The 18,759-nt window shown below is 33.5% G+C and carries 23 protein-coding genes; 9 read left to right on the forward strand and 14 right to left on the reverse strand.

What is annotated here, in order from left to right:
* Positions 1-24 precede the first annotated feature (24 nt).
* Genes FHR29_RS20745 through FHR29_RS20755 form a run of 3 tightly spaced genes read right to left on the reverse strand, consistent with a single transcriptional unit; the run spans position 25 to position 1,331 of the window.
* Positions 25-426: a glyoxalase gene (locus FHR29_RS20745; protein ID WP_183917022.1), complete on the reverse strand. Its 402-nt coding sequence runs from the start codon at positions 424-426 to the stop codon at positions 25-27.
* A gap of 11 nt (positions 427-437) precedes the next feature.
* Complete coding sequence (locus FHR29_RS20750; RefSeq protein ID WP_021187851.1) at positions 438-887, reverse strand: SRPBCC family protein; 450 nt, start codon at positions 885-887, stop codon at positions 438-440.
* Between the two features lie 18 nt (positions 888-905).
* The gene (locus FHR29_RS20755; protein ID WP_183917024.1) at positions 906-1,331 is read right to left on the reverse strand and encodes an SRPBCC family protein; all 426 of its coding nucleotides are present in this window, start codon (positions 1,329-1,331) and stop codon (positions 906-908) included.
* Positions 1,332-1,468: 137 nt separating this feature from the next.
* On the opposite strand from FHR29_RS20755, the gene FHR29_RS20760 reads away from it, so the two are divergent.
* Positions 1,469-2,446 (forward strand): GlxA family transcriptional regulator, encoded by a 978-nt coding sequence (locus tag FHR29_RS20760; protein WP_031286881.1) that lies wholly within the window; start codon positions 1,469-1,471, stop codon positions 2,444-2,446.
* 58 nt (positions 2,447-2,504) lie between these two features.
* Here FHR29_RS20760 and FHR29_RS20765 read toward each other — a convergent pair whose 3' ends face one another.
* On the reverse strand, positions 2,505-3,011 hold the full coding sequence (locus FHR29_RS20765) for a GNAT family N-acetyltransferase (RefSeq protein WP_183917026.1): 507 nt from the start codon (positions 3,009-3,011) through the stop codon (positions 2,505-2,507).
* A gap of 354 nt (positions 3,012-3,365) precedes the next feature.
* Here FHR29_RS20765 and FHR29_RS20770 point away from each other — a divergent pair, with 354 nt between their 5' ends.
* Both FHR29_RS20770 and FHR29_RS20775 read left to right on the forward strand, forming a co-directional pair.
* Positions 3,366-3,773 carry an AraC family transcriptional regulator gene (locus FHR29_RS20770; protein WP_021187854.1) on the forward strand — a complete coding sequence of 136 codons (408 nt, stop codon included), beginning with the start codon at positions 3,366-3,368 and terminating at the stop codon, positions 3,771-3,773.
* 67 nt (positions 3,774-3,840) lie between these two features.
* On the forward strand, positions 3,841-4,605 hold the full coding sequence (locus tag FHR29_RS20775; RefSeq protein ID WP_183917028.1) for an SDR family NAD(P)-dependent oxidoreductase: 765 nt from the start codon (positions 3,841-3,843) through the stop codon (positions 4,603-4,605).
* A gap of 117 nt (positions 4,606-4,722) precedes the next feature.
* On the opposite strand, the gene FHR29_RS20780 is transcribed toward FHR29_RS20775, so the two are convergent.
* The 3 genes from FHR29_RS20780 to FHR29_RS20790 all read right to left on the reverse strand — a co-directional run bounded on the left by FHR29_RS20780 (position 4,723) and on the right by FHR29_RS20790 (position 7,018).
* Complete coding sequence (locus tag FHR29_RS20780; protein WP_031286882.1) at positions 4,723-4,992, reverse strand: hypothetical protein; 270 nt, start codon at positions 4,990-4,992, stop codon at positions 4,723-4,725.
* 453 nt (positions 4,993-5,445) lie between these two features.
* On the reverse strand, positions 5,446-6,279 hold the full coding sequence (locus FHR29_RS20785; RefSeq protein ID WP_132770882.1) for a ferritin-like domain-containing protein: 834 nt from the start codon (positions 6,277-6,279) through the stop codon (positions 5,446-5,448).
* A gap of 19 nt (positions 6,280-6,298) precedes the next feature.
* A complete protein-coding gene (locus tag FHR29_RS20790) occupies positions 6,299-7,018 on the reverse strand; it encodes a ferritin-like domain-containing protein (protein ID WP_021187857.1) in 720 nt (239 codons plus the stop codon).
* A gap of 437 nt (positions 7,019-7,455) precedes the next feature.
* Between FHR29_RS20790 and FHR29_RS20795 the strand changes: the two genes are divergently transcribed.
* Positions 7,456-7,674 carry a DUF4287 domain-containing protein gene (locus FHR29_RS20795; RefSeq protein ID WP_021187858.1) on the forward strand — a complete coding sequence of 73 codons (219 nt, stop codon included), beginning with the start codon at positions 7,456-7,458 and terminating at the stop codon, positions 7,672-7,674.
* Between the two features lie 47 nt (positions 7,675-7,721).
* Positions 7,722-8,447 carry an AAA family ATPase gene (locus tag FHR29_RS20800; RefSeq protein ID WP_183917030.1) on the forward strand — a complete coding sequence of 242 codons (726 nt, stop codon included), beginning with the start codon at positions 7,722-7,724 and terminating at the stop codon, positions 8,445-8,447.
* Positions 8,448-8,490: 43 nt separating this feature from the next.
* Here FHR29_RS20800 and FHR29_RS20805 read toward each other — a convergent pair whose 3' ends face one another.
* The 3 genes from FHR29_RS20805 to FHR29_RS20815 form a co-directional block, all read right to left on the reverse strand.
* Positions 8,491-8,988, reverse strand: a complete 498-nt coding sequence (locus FHR29_RS20805) for a YdcF family protein (protein WP_183917032.1) — start codon at positions 8,986-8,988, stop codon at positions 8,491-8,493.
* A gap of 116 nt (positions 8,989-9,104) precedes the next feature.
* Positions 9,105-9,710 (reverse strand): hypothetical protein, encoded by a 606-nt coding sequence (locus FHR29_RS20810; protein ID WP_021187861.1) that lies wholly within the window; start codon positions 9,708-9,710, stop codon positions 9,105-9,107.
* Positions 9,691-10,512 (reverse strand): metallophosphoesterase, encoded by an 822-nt coding sequence (locus tag FHR29_RS20815; RefSeq protein ID WP_183917034.1) that lies wholly within the window; start codon positions 10,510-10,512, stop codon positions 9,691-9,693. The genes FHR29_RS20810 and FHR29_RS20815 overlap by 20 nt, the downstream gene beginning before the upstream one ends.
* Before the next feature lie 812 nt (positions 10,513-11,324).
* On the opposite strand from FHR29_RS20815, the gene FHR29_RS20820 reads away from it, so the two are divergent.
* Complete coding sequence (locus tag FHR29_RS20820; protein WP_021187864.1) at positions 11,325-12,200, forward strand: SIR2 family protein; 876 nt, start codon at positions 11,325-11,327, stop codon at positions 12,198-12,200.
* A gap of 72 nt (positions 12,201-12,272) precedes the next feature.
* On the opposite strand, the gene FHR29_RS20825 is transcribed toward FHR29_RS20820, so the two are convergent.
* Both FHR29_RS20825 and FHR29_RS20830 read right to left on the reverse strand, forming a co-directional pair.
* A complete protein-coding gene (locus FHR29_RS20825) occupies positions 12,273-14,330 on the reverse strand; it encodes a heavy metal translocating P-type ATPase (protein ID WP_183917036.1) in 2,058 nt (685 codons plus the stop codon).
* Between the two features lie 60 nt (positions 14,331-14,390).
* Positions 14,391-14,813, reverse strand: a complete 423-nt coding sequence (locus FHR29_RS20830; protein WP_132770887.1) for a Fur family transcriptional regulator — start codon at positions 14,811-14,813, stop codon at positions 14,391-14,393.
* Positions 14,814-15,353: 540 nt separating this feature from the next.
* Between FHR29_RS20830 and FHR29_RS20835 the strand changes: the two genes are divergently transcribed.
* Entirely contained in the window at positions 15,354-16,700 is a 1,347-nt protein-coding gene (locus FHR29_RS20835; RefSeq protein WP_183917039.1) for a MutS-related protein, read from the forward strand.
* A gap of 82 nt (positions 16,701-16,782) precedes the next feature.
* Here FHR29_RS20835 and FHR29_RS20840 read toward each other — a convergent pair whose 3' ends face one another.
* Positions 16,783-17,175 (reverse strand): group III truncated hemoglobin, encoded by a 393-nt coding sequence (locus tag FHR29_RS20840; protein ID WP_183917041.1) that lies wholly within the window; start codon positions 17,173-17,175, stop codon positions 16,783-16,785.
* A 129-nt stretch (positions 17,176-17,304) separates the two neighbouring features.
* Here FHR29_RS20840 and FHR29_RS20845 point away from each other — a divergent pair, with 129 nt between their 5' ends.
* Both FHR29_RS20845 and FHR29_RS20850 read left to right on the forward strand, forming a co-directional pair.
* A complete protein-coding gene (locus tag FHR29_RS20845) occupies positions 17,305-17,661 on the forward strand; it encodes a hypothetical protein (protein WP_037524391.1) in 357 nt (118 codons plus the stop codon).
* A 52-nt stretch (positions 17,662-17,713) separates the two neighbouring features.
* Positions 17,714-18,151: an Rrf2 family transcriptional regulator gene (locus FHR29_RS20850; RefSeq protein WP_021187868.1), complete on the forward strand. Its 438-nt coding sequence runs from the start codon at positions 17,714-17,716 to the stop codon at positions 18,149-18,151.
* A 139-nt stretch (positions 18,152-18,290) separates the two neighbouring features.
* Here FHR29_RS20850 and FHR29_RS20855 read toward each other — a convergent pair whose 3' ends face one another.
* Positions 18,291-18,722: a nuclear transport factor 2 family protein gene (locus FHR29_RS20855; protein WP_132842863.1), complete on the reverse strand. Its 432-nt coding sequence runs from the start codon at positions 18,720-18,722 to the stop codon at positions 18,291-18,293.
* Positions 18,723-18,759: the final 37 nt, after the last annotated feature.

The raw sequence follows: 18,759 nt of genomic DNA on the forward strand, positions 1-18,759 counted from the left end.
TACGAATAAATTAGAAGCTATCTTCTAAATAGCCAATATCCAACGCACATCAAATGCATCCGTTATTTCAATCAAGCTTTGTTTGATTTCATCTGGAGTATAAGTAATCTTTCTATTAACTTTCAATTTATGAATTAATAATTTGCGATCTCCCGCATCATTACAATGCAGAAATATAGATAAATAATTTCCGACCTGACGACCTTCATTATGTACCAAATCTGAACCATGAATTACAATCATATCAGAAATTAATGAGCCAATAATTATAGGTGACTCCGGATAGTTATTCATCTCATTTTTAAATGCTTCAAAATACAACTTACCACCAAAACAATTTTGGTAAAATTGAAGTGCTTTCTTACAATTTCCTGAAAATGTAATAAAAACACCATTCATCATTTTATCGGTTCTCTGAAATAACATATTGCTATAAATTATGCATCAGGTATTTCAGGTTCAACCAATCTCTTCATTTTATCTAATGATTCCTGCCAACCTAAATAGCACATTTCAACAGGTATTACATCTGGAATATTTTCTTGCACAATTTGAAGTTCAGTACCACAGGACACCTTATTCAGTGAAACTGTCGTTATCATTTCTCCCGGAAGATTAGGATCATCAAAACGATCACTATATTTAATTGATTCATTCGGTAAAATTTCTAAATATTCTCCACCAAAAGAGTGCCCATTGCCAGTGCTGAAATTTATAAAAGTCATTTTAAAGTTACCGCCTACTTTAAAATCCATTTGTTGCACTGTACATATAAAACCATAAGGAGGTAACCAGGTGGCATGTGCTATTGGATCAGCAAAAGCACGAAACACTTTTTCAGGACTGGCCTGAATAATGCGATGTAAGGAAACTGTATTCTTTTTCATGACATTAAATTTTAGGAATTAATATTTTTTTGATTCTACATATTTTACAAAACTATTCAAGATGGCCTGCCATCCTTGTTTTTGAAATTCAACCTCATTTTCGCTCTCCGCATCAAAAACTGTCGAAAGAGTTGTTTTACCATCCTTTTCCTTAAATACGGTACGTACCTTTCTTCCATCATTCATGCTGTAAGCCAACTCCTTAAACAATTCGACCTTATCATAAATACCTTCAAAATCAAAGCCAAAACTACCATCTTTAGCTTCCATTCTATTTTTAAATTTTCCATTTACCCGGACATCATTTTCACTTGCAGGACAGTGCCAATTTGGATCTGCACTATTCCATTGCATGATATCACTAGGTGTATTCCAAGCGTCCCATACGATCTCGATGGGAGCATTTACTATTGCTGTAACGTTAATTTTTGTTGATTGTATCATTCCTCTTTTCTTTATGTTTATAATGCTTATACAAAGATGGAGATCATTTCAAAATGTCACATGTTGTAAAAACGACAACTATAGGGGTGGATAACGACAAAAACTATTTGTACATTTATCTAACTAAATTAAGAGATATGCAAATTTCCATTTTCGTTCCACAACATGGTACAATAGAAGGCATTACACCCGCATTTCGTACTTTTCAAACCGCCAATGAATTTCTTACCTTCTTTGGCAAGAGACCCATTTTCAATGTCGAATATGTTGGCTTAAATGAATATATCACTGCAAATAACGGAGAGTATACCATAAAAACAAACCGCTTATTATCTGAAGTTACTAAAACAGACCTCCTCATTATCCCTCCAACATTTGGAGATATGGATAAAGGGATAAAAGCAAATGAAGAGGCCTTACCCTATTTCAGAAAACTTCATTTAAAAGGAACAAGCCTTGCAAGCTTATGTGTAGGAGCTTTTTTACTAGCAGAAACAGGATTATTAGATGGAAAAAAGTGTTCCACCCACTGGGCATACATAAACGAGTTTAAACAAAGATACCCCGCAGTCGAGATCGAAGATGGAGCTGTGATCACCGAACACGAGAATATCTATAGTAGTGGCGGTGCAAACAGTTTATGGAATTTAATACTGTATCTGGTCGAAAAATATTCAGATCGAGAAACAGCTGTCATGATATCAAAATATTTTGCATTGGATATCGGAAGAGATAACCAGTCTCAATTTGCAATTTTTAGAGGTCAAAGAAATCATAACCACACTGATATCCAAAAAGTACAGGATTATATAGAAAAAAATTACGAAGAAAAGATTACTGTAGAAGATTTAGCAAAACTCATCAATATTGGTCGTAGAACGTTTGAAAGAAGATTTAAAGATGCTACAAACAATACACCTATCGAATACATGCAACGCGTACGCATAGAAGCTGCAAAAAATCATTTTGAAGCCTCACGAAAGAATGTCTCCGAAGTCATGTTTAACGTAGGTTATACCGATACAAAAGCGTTTAGAGATATTTTCAAAAAAATAACAGGCTTAACCCCAATAGAGTACAGAAACAAATTTTCAAAACTTGGAGATGAAATATAAACTTAAAAATTATAAACCAATCCAAAGATCACAAATCACTATTATCGATTATTTACATTTATAGCCATAAGCAATACATCAATTCCTCAGCCAATAAACCATCCGGCCATCGTGATTCTTTTGAATACGTATACACAAAACCACATCGCTGATTCGCTGCTTTTGAAGCTTCATTACCCACCCGATGTGATACAATAACCTGAGCACACTCCTTTTGCCTAGCCCATTCAATTCGTGCTTGAAAGAATAATTGAGAAAGTCCCCTGCCACGATAAGCCTCTTTGATGAACGAAGAAATTAAAATGGCCTCAGATTGATTATCTCTGTTCAGCACTACACCACTTAAACCGATCAATAAATCTAAATGATATAAAGCAAAAATTGCCCGTGCATCGTTTTCCAATAAAGCAATCCAATCATCCTGACTATACAATACTTCTTTTGCATATGAACTACCAAATAATTCAGGATTTGTCTTTAAAGCCTCAAGTCTGATTAACTTATAATCTTGCCATTGAGATGGGGCTATCCGCTCTAGCTTATAATCACTTAAATTAATATTCATTTTTCATTAACTAGTTTAATTTTTCATTTTTCGAGAGAAACAAGTTACTGATGGAAATTTTAAGTTTGATATGTAAGCCTATAATCCACCTTAGTAAGCAGATCAATATAACAATTTTCTAATTATTTCTACTTTTCACAACTCATTTAAGACCATTAACAACAACGTGAAAAGTCAATAAATTTGACGCTATCTTAAAAAGATTTAAATAATTACAAACATACAGCAATAAAAAAAATAATTTTTTATTGCTACATTTAGATTAGCAAAATTTACAAACGAGCTCAATAGTACTTTTATTATTTTAAAACAGAAAATAAGGGATACTTTTATTAAAATTACATTTTCGAAGACATGAAAATTCCAAAAAAGTTTTTAAGCCGTCAACATGAAATAACTGCTGATTTTTTACGAGAAGTAGATAACCATCTGATAGATATATTATCGGGCAAAAAGGATCAAATGTTTGAGATTAGAGATTTTGCAGCTTTGCTTTACATTCACCCTATTCACCTCAGCAATACAATCAAATCCGCAACAGGGTATTCACCTTGCTATTTCATGGAAAATAGATTAACAGAAATATCAAAATCACTCTTACAAAATAGCGATATGTCAATTGCCGAAATTGCGCGCACATTAACCTATGACCCCTCCAACTTCACCAAATTCTTTAAGCGTTTTTCAGGAAAAACTCCAAAGCAATATCGGGTAGATTATTTCCAATCATTATCATCCGAAGTTAATAAGATAGCGATATAATACTTAAACTGTCACCATTTTAATCAACATTTGTCATTTAACTTTGTTTTCAATAAAAAAGAAACAAATGGAAACAAAAAATAAAATTGCACTTGTAACTGGTGGTAGCCGTGGACTAGGAAAAAATACCGCTCTCAAAATCGCATCAAAAGGAATTGATATCATCTTAACCTATCAGTCACAAAAAATTGAGGCAGAAAACACCGTTCTAGAACTTAAAAACTTAGGTGTAAATGCTGTGGCTTTACAACTTAACGTTGCGGACAGCAAAACCTTTGACAGCTTTTTCACTGATGTTCAATCGACACTTGTATCGGTATTTAATACCGATAAATTTGACTTTCTAATCAATAACGCAGGTATCGGTATCCATGCTTCTTTTGCAGAAACGACTGAAGAACAATTTGACAACTTGGTAAACATTCATTTTAAGGGAGCCTTCTTTCTAACGCAAAAAGCTTTGCCACTGCTACGTGACGGCGGTGCTATTATCAATGTATCGTCAGGCTTAGCTCGTTTCGCTACCCCCGGCTATGCGGCATATGCAGCAATGAAGGGAGCAATGGAAACTTTAACTAAATATCAGGCAAAAGAATTAGGAGTAAGGGGTATTAGATCCAATATAATTGCACCAGGAGCAATTGAAACTGATTTCGGAAATGGTTTAGTACGAGACAATGAACAAATTAACGAAGCAATTGCTTCACAAACAGCACTGGGAAGAGTAGGACTTCCAGACGACATCGGAGGTGTAGTTGCTTTCATGTGCACAGATGACGCAAGATGGATCAATGCACAGCGAATCGAAATTTCAGGTGGCATGTTCTTATAGAAGAATAAAAAAATTCAGCTACTAAAACCTGCGTATTCAAATAACTTTTTGAAACATGCAGTATTAGAAATCATTAATTTAATACCATTTTAAATTAATGATTTCTTTTTTCTTAGTCTAGTCAACTTCAAAATCAACAAAAACAGCTCCATCAAAATGTTGCTCTTTAATATTCCTAAGGGCATCTTCGATAACAATTAGTGCTGGTTCTCCAATTCCAGAAGTATAGTCCAAGCGAACGAGATAATCCCATACATCAGAAACTTGGATTGGATAGTAACTTGGATTTTCATGATCAATACCTTGCGCAGAGGCTAATATATTGTAACCTCTAATTTGCAATTGCAGTAATAGGTTCTGATTAACAGGTAAAAATTGCATAGTCATTTAATAAAACAAAATGTATTAAGCTTAATCAAATCAAAAACACATCTTTTAAAAGAATTCTTACAAATACTTATTGAGTGAACCTATGAAATAAACTATCTAAAGACATATCCTTCTTGCTTAACTAAGTTTTTATCAGATATTTTTTGTGAAATATCCTAACTGATTCGATCGCTACATAATAAGTGACATCCGGCACAAAATAGCATTTAATCTGATTTGTAATGTTTTTATAGTTAAACAAATAATTAGAATAAAATGTTTTAAGAATCAAATTGAAAAATACAATTATTATGAATTTATACAAGGCAAAAAAGCGGCACCAGAAAAAATTATAACCAATACATTAAACCTCATATCTATTAAGTTTCTCACTTCAGAGCACTGAAAATAGTATCAAAAAAAGCTCCCTGTTCATAACAAACAAGGAGCCTCACTTCAAAGCATTATACACTAATTTTTAATAAACAGACTTGCAATATTAAGAACAGCCTCAGCTCCTAAAGGCTCATCAAAAGATTGAGTAGCCGCAGCCAAAGATAAATTACCTGTAACACCTTTCAAAGTTGTAATATCAACATTTGCTTGAACTTTATTATCTTCCCCCATATAAACTGGATCTACAACAGCACCAATTCCACTATCATTTGCACCTGTTATCCAAGGTTTTTGATTTGCAGCAGCACCCCCTCTTGCTCTACGCATCTGACGTATATGCGAAGCATGACGAGCCTCTACCGAATGTATCTGTAAAGCGGCCGTTAGCACAACTTTATTTCCGAGCAAAATACCTGCCTGTCCCTTATATGCACGGACACCAGTATCTTCAAAAGCTTGAGCAAGAGCTAAGAATGTATCATAATCACTAAAAACATTTCCAAAGGTACCTCCAGCTGTAAAATCAAAAGTAGGTTTAGAAACTGCTTTATCCCCTAATACCTGCTTAAGAAATTTAACATGCGCATTTTCATGATCACGAATGGTTGTAATAGCTCCCAAAGGTCTACCTGAAGGAATTAGATTGGGGGCAGCAACCCCTTTAGTATAATATTCCGCTTCAAGATATTCCAACGTTAACGCATAATTCAACACACCATTAACATCTGTAGGAGCTGTCGCGCCATAAGCTTTCTTAAAAAGATCACTTATAAGGAAGGGTAATGCGGCCAAAGTAACCTTTTTTCCAAAAGAAGTCATATTTCGAATAACTTCTCTGCGTGGACTAATGCGATCAGTGAATTCTGGATCAACATTATTTATTTCGTCAAAAACATTTAATAGATTCATAACAATAAGATTTAGAAGGTTAATAAGTAGGTAAATCCTTTACATCAATTTTAGATTTGATAAATGGGGAAGCCGCCTGAAGCACCATTGTGGGACTTTTAGCAACATCTAAACCATTTGAATCAATAACTTCCATATTCGCAAAACTTCCGTTATCGATCAAATCTCTAATCAATGCAGCATGCCTAGCTTCAACAGATACAATTTTACCTGCTAAGGCAAGATAGTTGACATCTTTGATCAGCCATCCAGCACCATTATAGGCAGAGACACCCAGATCTTCAAATGTTTTGGCGGTGCTAAGCACACTTTCTCTACTTGAAAAGTTAATACCGGAAAGATTAAATTCTAAATTTGAAATAGCTTTCCCACCTAAAGCTTTTTTAAAGAATTCGCGATGCGCAACCTCATGATCTCTGATATCTGTTAAGTAAGTCTTTTCCAAATCTGATATACCAGAGTATGGACTATTTACAACCTGAATATAAAAAGCCGCTTCAAGTTGCTCAAGTGCGTAGGCATAATTTAAAATAGCGATGTCACCACTGCCAAAATAAAAACCATCTGCCCCCATATCTTCATCATGGCGGTCCTTTTTACAACCAGTTACCCCAAGTAGGGCAAGACTTGCTACGCCTGCACCGGTAAATTTTAAGAAATCCCTTCTCCGAAGGTCTTTTTTATCGAGATGTTCGTTTTCTTCTACTAAACACTCTTTTTGAGATGACATTTTTTCCATAACATATTCGTTTTTAGTGTATAATTTTTTAGTTTATGAATTTATATACGACAACTTTTTATGAGTGGATTGGAAGATTTTCTTTTTTTTCAATATTTTCTCAAAACAAGTATATACCACATATTACAAGCGTATTAATTCACCCTGCTTTATTTTATGTAAGCTTTAGAAAATATATTATACTATTTCGATTCATAAAAGAGGATACTACTCCTAGATTCTCATCCCCTATTAGTACACCTGTGCAAACGATACTTCCTGCATAAAAAAATAAAGTATCGTTAATTTCCGATAGAAAATCAATGCTTATTTTTTAAAAAAAGGCAAAATTGTGGTATAATTTTAGCTGTGATATCATGCAGATCCAACAGCAAAATATAAAAAAGCTAGTTGATAAATGTACCAGTAATTAGAAACCGAAAATTAAATTTAATAGCATGTCTTTTCACACATACCTAAAGAATATTGAAGAAAAAACCGGAGTAAGTCCCGAAGCATTTATAGACTTAGCAACCCAAAAAGGATTTATAGAAAACAATAAAATTAAAGCTGAAATAAAAGCTAATCAGATTATCAATTGGTTAAAAGAAGATTATCAGCTAGGACATGGTCATGCACAAGCAGTGTATGCTTATATCAAAGGGAAAAGAGATTAATTCGCATTAGCACTAATTTAATATTTGTTTTTATATGATTGATCAATATGTTATACCTAAAAAGTGTTGAAAATACTAAGCCACATGTGGATCGTATATCTTACCCATACAACATTCCATCCATCCACAGTTTAGATAAGCTTACTTTCCGTAGCCCAGTCACTTTTATCGTAGGAGACAACGGATCAGGAAAATCTACTTTTATCGAATCAATTGCGATTAAGTCAGGATTTAATGCCGAAGGTGGAAGCTTAAATTTTAACTTTTCAACGAAAGAATCACATTCGAACCTTTATGAGGATATTAAACTGATCAGAGGTCCATACCGCTTTAGAGACGGTTATTTCTTAAGAGCGGAGAGTTTTTTTAATGTTGCCAGTGAAATAGATAATCTTTACGAAGGCGATCAAGCGAAATTAGAAGAAGCATATGGTCAATCATTACATCAATGTTCACATGGAGAAAGCTTCTTAGCACTGATGCATAATAGATTATCAGGAAAAGGGTTTTATATTTTTGACGAACCAGAATCAGCACTTTCATTTGATAGTCAACTCAATATGATGATTCGGATAAAAGAATTGGTCGATCAAAACTCTCAATTTATTATTGCAACACATTCCCCTATTTTATTATCCTATCCCGATTCAGAAATATATAAAGTAACAGATAGCGGACTTGAATTAACGCATTATGAAGAAACAGAACAGTTTAAATTGACCAAGCTTTTTATTAATAATTATCGACAAATATTAAATGAACTGGGGCTATAAATTTCCCATAAAAATAGAGATGGCTTAATCCCTTAATTTTAAACTAATATATTTTAAAATCATTTTTCTCTAAGGCCTTAATAGCGTTCCTTTCATGTTCCTCAAGCATCACTAATTGCTGTGTATCCAAGCTTGAAACTGCAGGGATAAAAATAATCGGAAAACGCTTAGGTGCTATAATATCCCATAAAATTTTTATACGCTCCATGTGAAAATCTGAGGTGACTAACATCACCAGGTCTGGTCTTTCTTCCTCCAATATTGGTAGAGCTTTCCTAATATCATCAACTGAATGCGCAGAAAGGGCAAAAGGTAAAAAAAAATGATTTGGGATTCCTTTTGAAACGAGATATGCTTTGCTGTATGTTGCATGTGGAAGATCTGTAGGATTAAAACCTCCAAATCCGCCTGAACATAAAATCTGGCAGGAATCATTATACCTGCAGAGTTCAAATACACAATTAAGTCTGTCAGTTGCAATTTGACTCAGATTTCCCCTTTCATCATTTGGCGCACCCAAAACCAAAATTACTTTCTTCATGAATTAAACTTAAAAAAAGTATCTGAGATTTTATAATCTAATAGCGACACCAACATAAAAACGACTTAAAACACCTACTAAAATATTCATAAACAATCCTTTTTTAGTTTAAAATATTAAAACTTAAATCGTATACCTACCCCAAGCTGAAAAACATCAGCAAGAGAAAGTGCTTTTATATTCTGAAAATAATTAATAATATAATAGTCATTTGAATTGAATTCAGTATAAATTCCAATCTTTTCTATTCCGATTTCCTTCCATATTTTATTCATATTGAGTTCAATTTCATTAGATAATGAGATGTGAGGTCTCAAAGCAGGAGACCAATAATAATAACCGGATGGATATTCCGATGAATTAAATTTAAATGATAAATCATCATGAAAAGTATAACTGAGAAATACACCTGGATTAAGAGGATACAATTTCCCCCAATTATTTAACTTTATTTCAAAAGGCTTGTAAGCAAATTTTGCGGTTATCGAATGCAGCTCTCCTCCCTTAGAAACAGGTACATAACCATAATTAAAATCAATGTTACCTCTCTTATTTTTAAAAATATCATATCCTGCGCCAACACTTATATAACCAATGCTTCCAGCATATTGAATAATTGCCGCATCTGGGATTAAAAAGTTCTTTTTCTGTGCATTACTCGGATTGACTGTGCCAATTAAAAAAAGGACTAGTATGCTTAATTTAAAAAGATATTTGTTCAAAGCTCAGTTTATTATTTACAATTTCGACTAATAAAAATTCATTTTTTCCAATTGCACTCGTGACCACAAAAGGTGTTTCAAAGTTTCCAACAGTAAACTCCTCAAAAACATGATTATGAGCATGAAAGGATGTGAGAAAACCTCCGGCGTTGCTAAATGTTGAAGCATAATCGTATTCCAGATTTTGATCAAAATCTGGAGAGGTAGGTGGAACATGAGAAATAGCCACATAACTCTCTACATGAGGCTGTGGCTCTAGCTCCTTTTTAAGCCAGGGTATATTAGGTACCTGACCATTAAAATTATACTCCCTACTGTTCGTATCATGACAGATAAATTTAACTCCCCCATATACAAAAGAATAATTGAGCTTTCCATACATATGCTGAAATGCATCTCTGCCACGTGAAGTAAGATCATGGTTGCCAATAACCGCAAGAAATGGTCTATTCAGCTTAGTAAGGTTTTCGGCAACCCATTGCATTTCTTTAAGATTACCAAACTCAGTTATATCGCCAGCCACAATCACAAAATCAATCCCTGTCATCGTATTTACTTTCTTATAAAAATTTACTGTTTCATTATGTGACCGCTGCGTATCTCCTGTTATTATAAACCGGACAGTATCATCTTGCTGACCATCCCCCAACTTATTTAAATTGATTGCGTTGAGATGGCGATATGAATTTTTACTAAAAATCTGATTTGGACTATATTCAAAATCACTACAACCGGAAAAAACCGAAATGAATAATATAAAAGTGACCTGAATTGCCAACCTGATTGCTTTTTCTCTAATCATTGAAAAATAATTGAAAGATTAAATAAGAAATAAAAGCACATTAACACCATTTGTGAAAACGATGAATCACTATGCAGTTTCGAATATTATAAGATATTGAAGGCATTTGCATGCCGCCATAATATTTATTACGTTTCGAAGTAATACAAATATTAAAATATAAATTGACCTTTTGACTTAAAAAATCAGAAATAGTTTTATTGAGACTTTTAAATGACAAAAATGACCTTTAAAAGGAACAACGAGAGATCGTTCTTCATAATTTTATTAAGTAGCTTTTCGATATGAGTAAAACTGAATAAATGAAACATTAGAATACTAAACAACTAATAAATCAAACTTAATATTAATACATAAAACTATATCATTGATTTATAAATCATAAATTAAATAAATGACACCAACCACCTTACGAAATAGTTGTTAATCACAAATAGTATTTACAGATTAAAATTTCTTGTAATTCGATCATCAATAAGTTTTAAAAACGCAATAATGCTTATATAAAAATGAACGATTAAAAATTTAAAATTAAACTGACCATATTGGACATATATAGGAAATATAAAATTTTACATTAAATTATTGATGCATTAAATACAGTAAAAATACCACAATCAACCCATCGTACATTCCTCATATGGCTCAATTAAAAAATTTAGAACACGCTAAATGCATAGGCAAATACCATCTTGGATGAAAATCTTACAGTACAATAAAATATGCGTCGCTGAATATAGATTAGAAGAAAATAACGATATTAGATTTAATAAAATGCAGTAACCAAGCGATTATCAAGACCCTTAAAAACTATGACTCATATAGCACTGCTTATTGGCAATGACATCAACAATATCAACAAGGGAACAAGTTGGAATGATCTGTTAATGAGCATTAAAAAAAAATACCATGTTCAATCCTTAGAAAACGGTCAAAAGCCATTCCCTATGCTTTACGAAGAGATATTCCTGAATGCCATAAAACAAAAGCATGTGGATGAAAAAGAGCTTAAAACTTTCATTGCAGATGCCGTTTCTGCTATACAACAAAATGAAATCCATGAATTGATTAGAACATTACCTATTCAAAATATCATGACAACCAATTATGATTTCAGTCTAGAAGGCATACATCCGAAAATAAAAACAAGTTTAGTGAATGAAACGACCTATAGTGTATTTAGACAATATCAATCTTTAAACAAAAACTACTGGCATATTCACGGAGATTGCAATAATCCGTTTTCTATTAACCTTGGCTATGAACATTATTGCGGACAATTACAAAAAATGCGTGAGTATGTTGTCAATGGACCAAATTATGCCCCGAGCACCAAAGTATATAAAACATCCCTTATTAGAAGATTACAAACAGGCAGACAAATGGTTTTACAATCATGGGTTGATCTGTTCTTCACAAATGATCTACATATTTTCGGTCTCTCCTTGGATTTTGTCGAGATCGACCTATGGTGGCTTTTAACCTATCGAGCAAGAAACAAGTTTTACAAGAAGAATACCTTTATCAAAAATCAGATTTATTACTATATTCCTAAGAAATATGTAAAAGATTCGGCAGACAAAATACAGCTTTTAGCCGCCAATGACGTTAAAGTAAAGATCGTTGATGATGAAAACAAAATCAAGTATTACAAAGCCGTTGTAAAAAGTATTAAGGATAAATTGTAGGATAACAGTCTAAAAACTAAAGTACACAAAAAGTGCTCGCTTTACATCAAATTACGAGCACTTTCAATAAATTTAAAACTTCATTTTCTGAATTCTTACAGCATTCAGTATAGCTATCAAAGATACACCGACGTCAGCAAAAACTGCTTCCCACATTGTTGCTATCCCCCCTGCACCCAAAATCAATACAACTCCCTTGACCACAAAAGCTAAGGTAATATTTTGCCATACGACGCGCTTAGTTTGCTTTCCGATCCGAATTGCAACTGGTATCTTGGACGGTTTATCGTCCTGTATAACCACATCAGCAGTTTCGATGGTCGCATCGCTACCTAGACCTCCCATTGCAATACCTACATCACTTAGAGCTACAACAGGAGCATCATTTACACCATCACCAACAAAGGCAACGCGTTGATTTTGTGCTTTGATTTCTTTAAGTTTATTGACTTTATCTTCCGGCAATAAATCTCCATATGCCTGATCAATTCCCAATTGATCAGCCACATATCGAACCACTGTACTTTTATCACCACTTAGCATAGTTGCTTTTACATTCAGTTTGTGTAATTGCTGAATGGTTTCTAATGCATCAGTCTTAATGCTATCCGCAATAGTAATATATCCGACAAACTTACCGCCATATGCAACAGCGATCAAAGTATACACAATCGTAGCGGGATCAACATCATAACGGATATTAAACTTATCCATTAACTTAAAGTTGCCGACCAATAATTGCTTTCCGTCCACGGTAGCCTGCAATCCATGCCCGCCTATTTCTTCCACTTGATCTAAACGAATATTATGATCAACCTCACCGACATATTGATGAATAGCTGTAGCTACAGGATGAGTACTGTTACTCTCCAAAGCATTCACCATCTTTAATATTTCAGCTTGATCAAAATTAGTATCAAAATTAACCTCTTGCACCTGAAAGACACCTTCAGTCATCGTTCCAGTTTTATCCATGACCACATGCTGAATATTCGCTAGTGTATCCAAGAAATTACTTCCTTTAAACAAAATTCCATTGTGGCTTGCAGCGCCAATTCCTCCAAAATAACCCAAAGGAATAGAGATTACCAGAGCACAAGGACAAGATATAACTAAAAATACCAATGCCCGATACAGCCAATCGCTAAATACATAATCTTGCACAAACAGCGCAGGCAATAAACAAATACCGATCGCCAGAAAAACTACTATTGGCGTGTATACTTTAGCAAATTTACGGATGAATAATTCAGTTGGTGCTTTTTGAGCAGTTGCATTCTGTACCAGCTCTAGGATCTTACTTAATTTACTATCTGTATAAGCAGTTGTTACTTTAATCAAACTAACCGTATTCAAATTAATCATTCCAGCAAGAACGGTCTCTCCTTTAGATTTACTATCAGGTTTACTCTCCCCAGTTAGAGCGGCCGTATTGAAAGATGCGACATCAGATAACAATTCACCGTCCAAACCCAGTTTTTCACCTGGTTTTAGCTGAATGATTGAGCCGATTTCTACATTTTCAGCTTTTATGATCTGGGGTTGATTATTGATTAGAACAGTCACCTCATCTGGACGTTGATCCAAAAGTGCTTTGATATTCCCTTTAGCCCTTGATACGGCTAAAGTTTGAAAAACTTCCCCAACAGCATAAAATAGCATGACCGCCACACCCTCAGGATATTCTCCGATAGCGAACGCACCGATAGTAGCTATAGCCATTAAAAAGAATTCGGAAAAAACATCACCTTTCCGTATACTGACTATTGCATCCTTAATGACCGGAAAACCTACCGGAATGTATGCTATTACATACCATACAGACCTTACCCACCCTTGAAACCAACTCTGTATTACCCAGTTATCCAAAGCAATAGCAAGCATCAAAAGAACAAAAGATATAATCGCAGGAGTAAACAGCTTCAAAGGGCTACCTTCTACATGAGCGTGATCGTGTCCATCATCATCAGTATGTTGAACTTGACCATCTCCATTATGATTATGTCCTTCACATTTACCCTGATGACCGATGAGTTCCTGAGCACCAGCCTGATTATATATTTTTGTTGTCTGTGTGCAGCAAAGCTGCGTACCAGCTTCGTCGTACTTGTGTTTATGTTGTACAGTCATTGTATAAGATTCTTTAACTTAATTAATAATATCAAAGATAAGCGCTCATGCTATGCAATACTATTGCATAGTTTCATTCATACAATTTTCGCAAATACCTTTAGCAAAAAGTCGGACCTCATCAATTCGAACCGAATTATTATTGGGCGCAGAAAAATTAATATCTGTCCGGCAAGTGGTATGCTTACAGATCTTACAGTAAAAATGAAGATGCCAGTCTTTATGTGTTTCCTCATTACAATCATCATGACAGAGGATATATTTGCTCGTATTATTTTCCTGTATACTATGCACGATGCCTTTTTCTTCAAAAGTTTTGAGTGTACGGTATAAGGTTATCCGGTCTGCTGGATAGAAGTGGGCCTCCATTTCAGATAAGGATAAAGCAATATGTTGAGAGGCTAAAAAATCGTATACTAATATCCGCATACTTGTTGGCTTTGTATTTTTATCCCGAAGTTTATTCTCTATTTCATTATTCATGCACTTGTAATTTAAGCGAATATTCTATTTGTTCTCATTAAAATAACAATTAGAAATCCTTAACAGCACTTAATATCTTGTATTTTTAACATTGATTTCAGCATAAATAAGTCTTAAAAACTTCTATTATCATACCAAAATATACACATAAATATATGAAATTTAACTCCAAAATAAGTTTAATTTCTCTCGAAATAAGATTAATGAGGTATCAAGAACAATAAAGAGTCAACTTTTACAACTACAAAACTTACCATAATTTTACAGCTTGCCAACTATTTTTAAGCAACAAGGATAACGAACTGCATAAGGTAATTCATTATTTTGTGAAGACACACCCACTTCTATAAAAAATAGCTATTGTACTACTGAAACTTACTTTATTCTGCGTTTTAAATAAAATCCTATCTACACTAATAATAACTTATTAAATTGTAGCACACAAAATGAATCTATTATCCACATTTTTGTATCTTAGTTTAGACTCAGCAATAAAAAAGAAACAATTCGACAAACCATTAATTAACAATCGCTAAAGATATGTTCACAATTGATAAGCAAACCCTCAGTGACTTAAACGCTATTGATCATAGAGATTTTAGTTTATGTAATTTCTTTGACAATACCAGCACCTTAGGCGGACGGTCCCTATTATACAGCTACTTCATCAATCCATTAAAAGATATAAAAGAAATCCAAGACCGAAACGAAGCAATCGAATACTTATCAAACGTAATGGATAATCATCCATTCGATAAATATATGTTCCAAGATTTAGAAAAATATTTAAGTCTTGGAGTAGAAACTGATTCAGCAAATCTACTTCGTTACTTCTCAGAAAAATTATCTTTCAATTTCTGGTCCGCAGAAAATCAAATGGAACGCGTATTAATCAAGCGCTCTATTGCCGAAATCGCCATGTTAATCACATACTTGACAGAATTATTAAATAAAGCAGTAGAACAGGAAAAACCTATAGGACGACTCACGGAGATGCTTAAATCTTTAAACGAATTAACATCAGATTTTAATCTATCAGAATTAAAAGTAATAGCCAGTAAAAAAATATCACCTGCTTTAATTCTCAAATATGATTATAAATTCAGAAATTTAAACAATCACAATATTAAAAAGATTTTTACTCTTATCTACGAACTAGATATCTATCAAGGAATTGCGAAATCCATGACGAAAAATCATCTTATCTTTCCCACATTTCACAATAAAACCGATTTAGATCATATGTTAGTAATAAAAGGAGCCTATAATCTATTTTTAAACAAACCTATAAAAAATGATATCATAATATCACAAGAGAAAAACACCTGGTTTTTAACTGGAGCAAACATGACTGGTAAATCAACCTTGTTAAAAACCCTAGGAGCATGCATTTATTTAGCTCACTTGGGCTTACCTGTTCCTGCAGAAAAAATGGATACACTTTTTTTTGATGGCCTTTTAACGACAATCAATCTTGGTGATGACCTTAGCTCTGGTCATAGCCATTTCTACAACGAGGTACTTAGAGTAAAAAAAGCAGCTGAACTACTTGCTTCAAAGAAGAGAATGATTATTTTGCTGGATGAATTATTTAAAGGAACAAATTATGACGATGCTTATCATGCTACTTTAAAACTAGTCGAAAGATGTGAAGAATTAAACAATTCTATTTTTCTGATATCCTCTCATATAACTGAACTAAGTACGAAATTAAACAAAAATCATGTTGAGCTAAAACATTTAGAAACCTTAATTAATGAAGAATCACATATTACCTTCACTTATCGATTAATCTCAGGTGTCTCCACAGAAAAGCTGGGTCTGCGATTGCTCGAGAGAGAAAAAGTATTTGAATTATTTAAATCAATTCCATCTCAAAGATCTTAATTTTAACAATACCAAACTTAGGTTCAAATATTTTAACAAAATCCGATTGATCAGCACTAACACATGTATATAGTAATAAAGTTCAAATTAATGGTTTGGCCTTTAAATTATTAAAATAAGTGATTTTAGATAAAAACATAGTTGCCATTTTATCTCCTCTATGAATAGCTTCATCAGCTTTCTCTCCTTCAAAAAATTCCTGAACCGTACTATACCAGAGCTTTAGCCAAGCATCAAAATGCACATTAGTAAGAGCCATAGCAGCATGTGGCGGAAATGGACTTCCAAAGTAAGTATGCTTTTCCAACAAGATAGTTTGCCAAAAACTATACATTTTTTTCAAATGATCCTCCCAGTGGCCAGCCAGTAGATTATTGAAGATGGGACCAATGAGAGCATCCTCACTTACCCTGCCGTAAAACGTATCAACAAGTAATTGAATATCTGCTAATGAAGTTATATCTTTCTTTTCCATATTCCTAATACACAAATTGATAAAGGGTTATTTTTAAAATTGTATCGACAAACAAATATAGCCATAATTAAAAGAGTTAAACATCTTTTATAACTATATTTGTACTAATCAAAAAAAACTGACATGGAAATGAACAAACAAAACACTCCGGTATCACTCTATAAAGAAGTGTCATATAAAGGAGAAAAACCATCAGTAACAGTCTTACTCGAAACATCATCGACTAAAGAGATTCGGATATGTCTAGCAGAAGGAGTAATTATGACCGATCACAAAAGCCCATTTCCCATTGTCATACACATCCAGGAAGGTTCCATAATTTTAAATGTAGCAGGAGTTATACATAACATGGAAAAAGGAGATCTCATTGGCTTAGAAGGTGCCATCATGCATAATCTTACAGCAAATAAAAACAGTATCATAAGACTTTCTATACACAAGCAGGATCATGTCCAACGCGTGCAAAATGTTATAAATATCAATTAGAACAGTATCTTTGCACATAAGATTACAATTAAAGAAAATATAATTTAAAAAAATGGGTGTTTTTTCTAAAACCTGTGAATATGCCATGCGTGCAGTCTTTTATATCGCTCAAAGTTCTCATGAGGGTAGAAAAGTAGGCATTAAAGAGATTGCTGAAAAAGTAAAGCTACCAGAACCCTTTCTAGGTAAGATTCTTCAGAATCTCAGCAGAGTAGGTGTAATACAATCTTCGAAAGGACCTAATGGCGGATTTTACATTGATCCTGCAGGTTTAAAGAAACCAATTGCCGACATCGTCTTAGCTGTAGACGGCGAGCAGATCTTTATCGGATGTGGCATGGGATTAGATTATTGTTCCGAGAAAAACCCATGTCCTCTGCACAACGATTTCAAAAAAGTAAGAAATCACCTTAGTGCCATGCTTAAAAATACAACAATTGGTCAATTTAATCTAGAACTCATAAAAGGTAGCTTAACATTATCTAAATAATAATTAACCTGAATTCTTAATAACAAGAAAACAAATGCCTTCATAATATCAATAAAAGAATCAACAATTATCGGAAAACAAAAAAGTCCTATCTTTCGACAGGACTAACATAAACATATGATACTTAATTAAACATTTTCTATTGATAACAATTAATAGATTTTGAAACTTTCCAGGCTCCGCCGTCATTAACTAAAGTAACCAAATCTGTTTTAGTAAAATTTTCAAATTGCATAGTAACTTTCGCTACCATATAATGTGCAGACTGTTCTAAGATCAAAGTTGTCGTTTTACAATTTAACTTTTCTCCTTTTTGTTTTTTCAAAAAACTGATAACGTCCGAACGGCTATTTGTTCTTGCAATTTTACCCTGGACTTTCTGATTATAATCAGCAGTAAATAACTGCTCTAAACCTAGCGACTGCCCTTCAGTCATTACGTCTATATAATGATCGATTGCAAAATTTGCAGTTGACAAATTGATTGTCTTTTCAGGATTTCCCGAAGCCATTGTAAGTGTACTGATTGCAACCAATACTGCTACAGTGAATGTTTTTACTAGCGTTTTCATAATGTCTTTATTTTATAAATTTAGTTTTCTTGAGTTA

This window comes from Sphingobacterium sp. JUb56 (assembly GCF_014191365.1).
In the GTDB taxonomy this organism is placed as follows: domain Bacteria; phylum Bacteroidota; class Bacteroidia; order Sphingobacteriales; family Sphingobacteriaceae; genus Sphingobacterium; species Sphingobacterium anhuiense.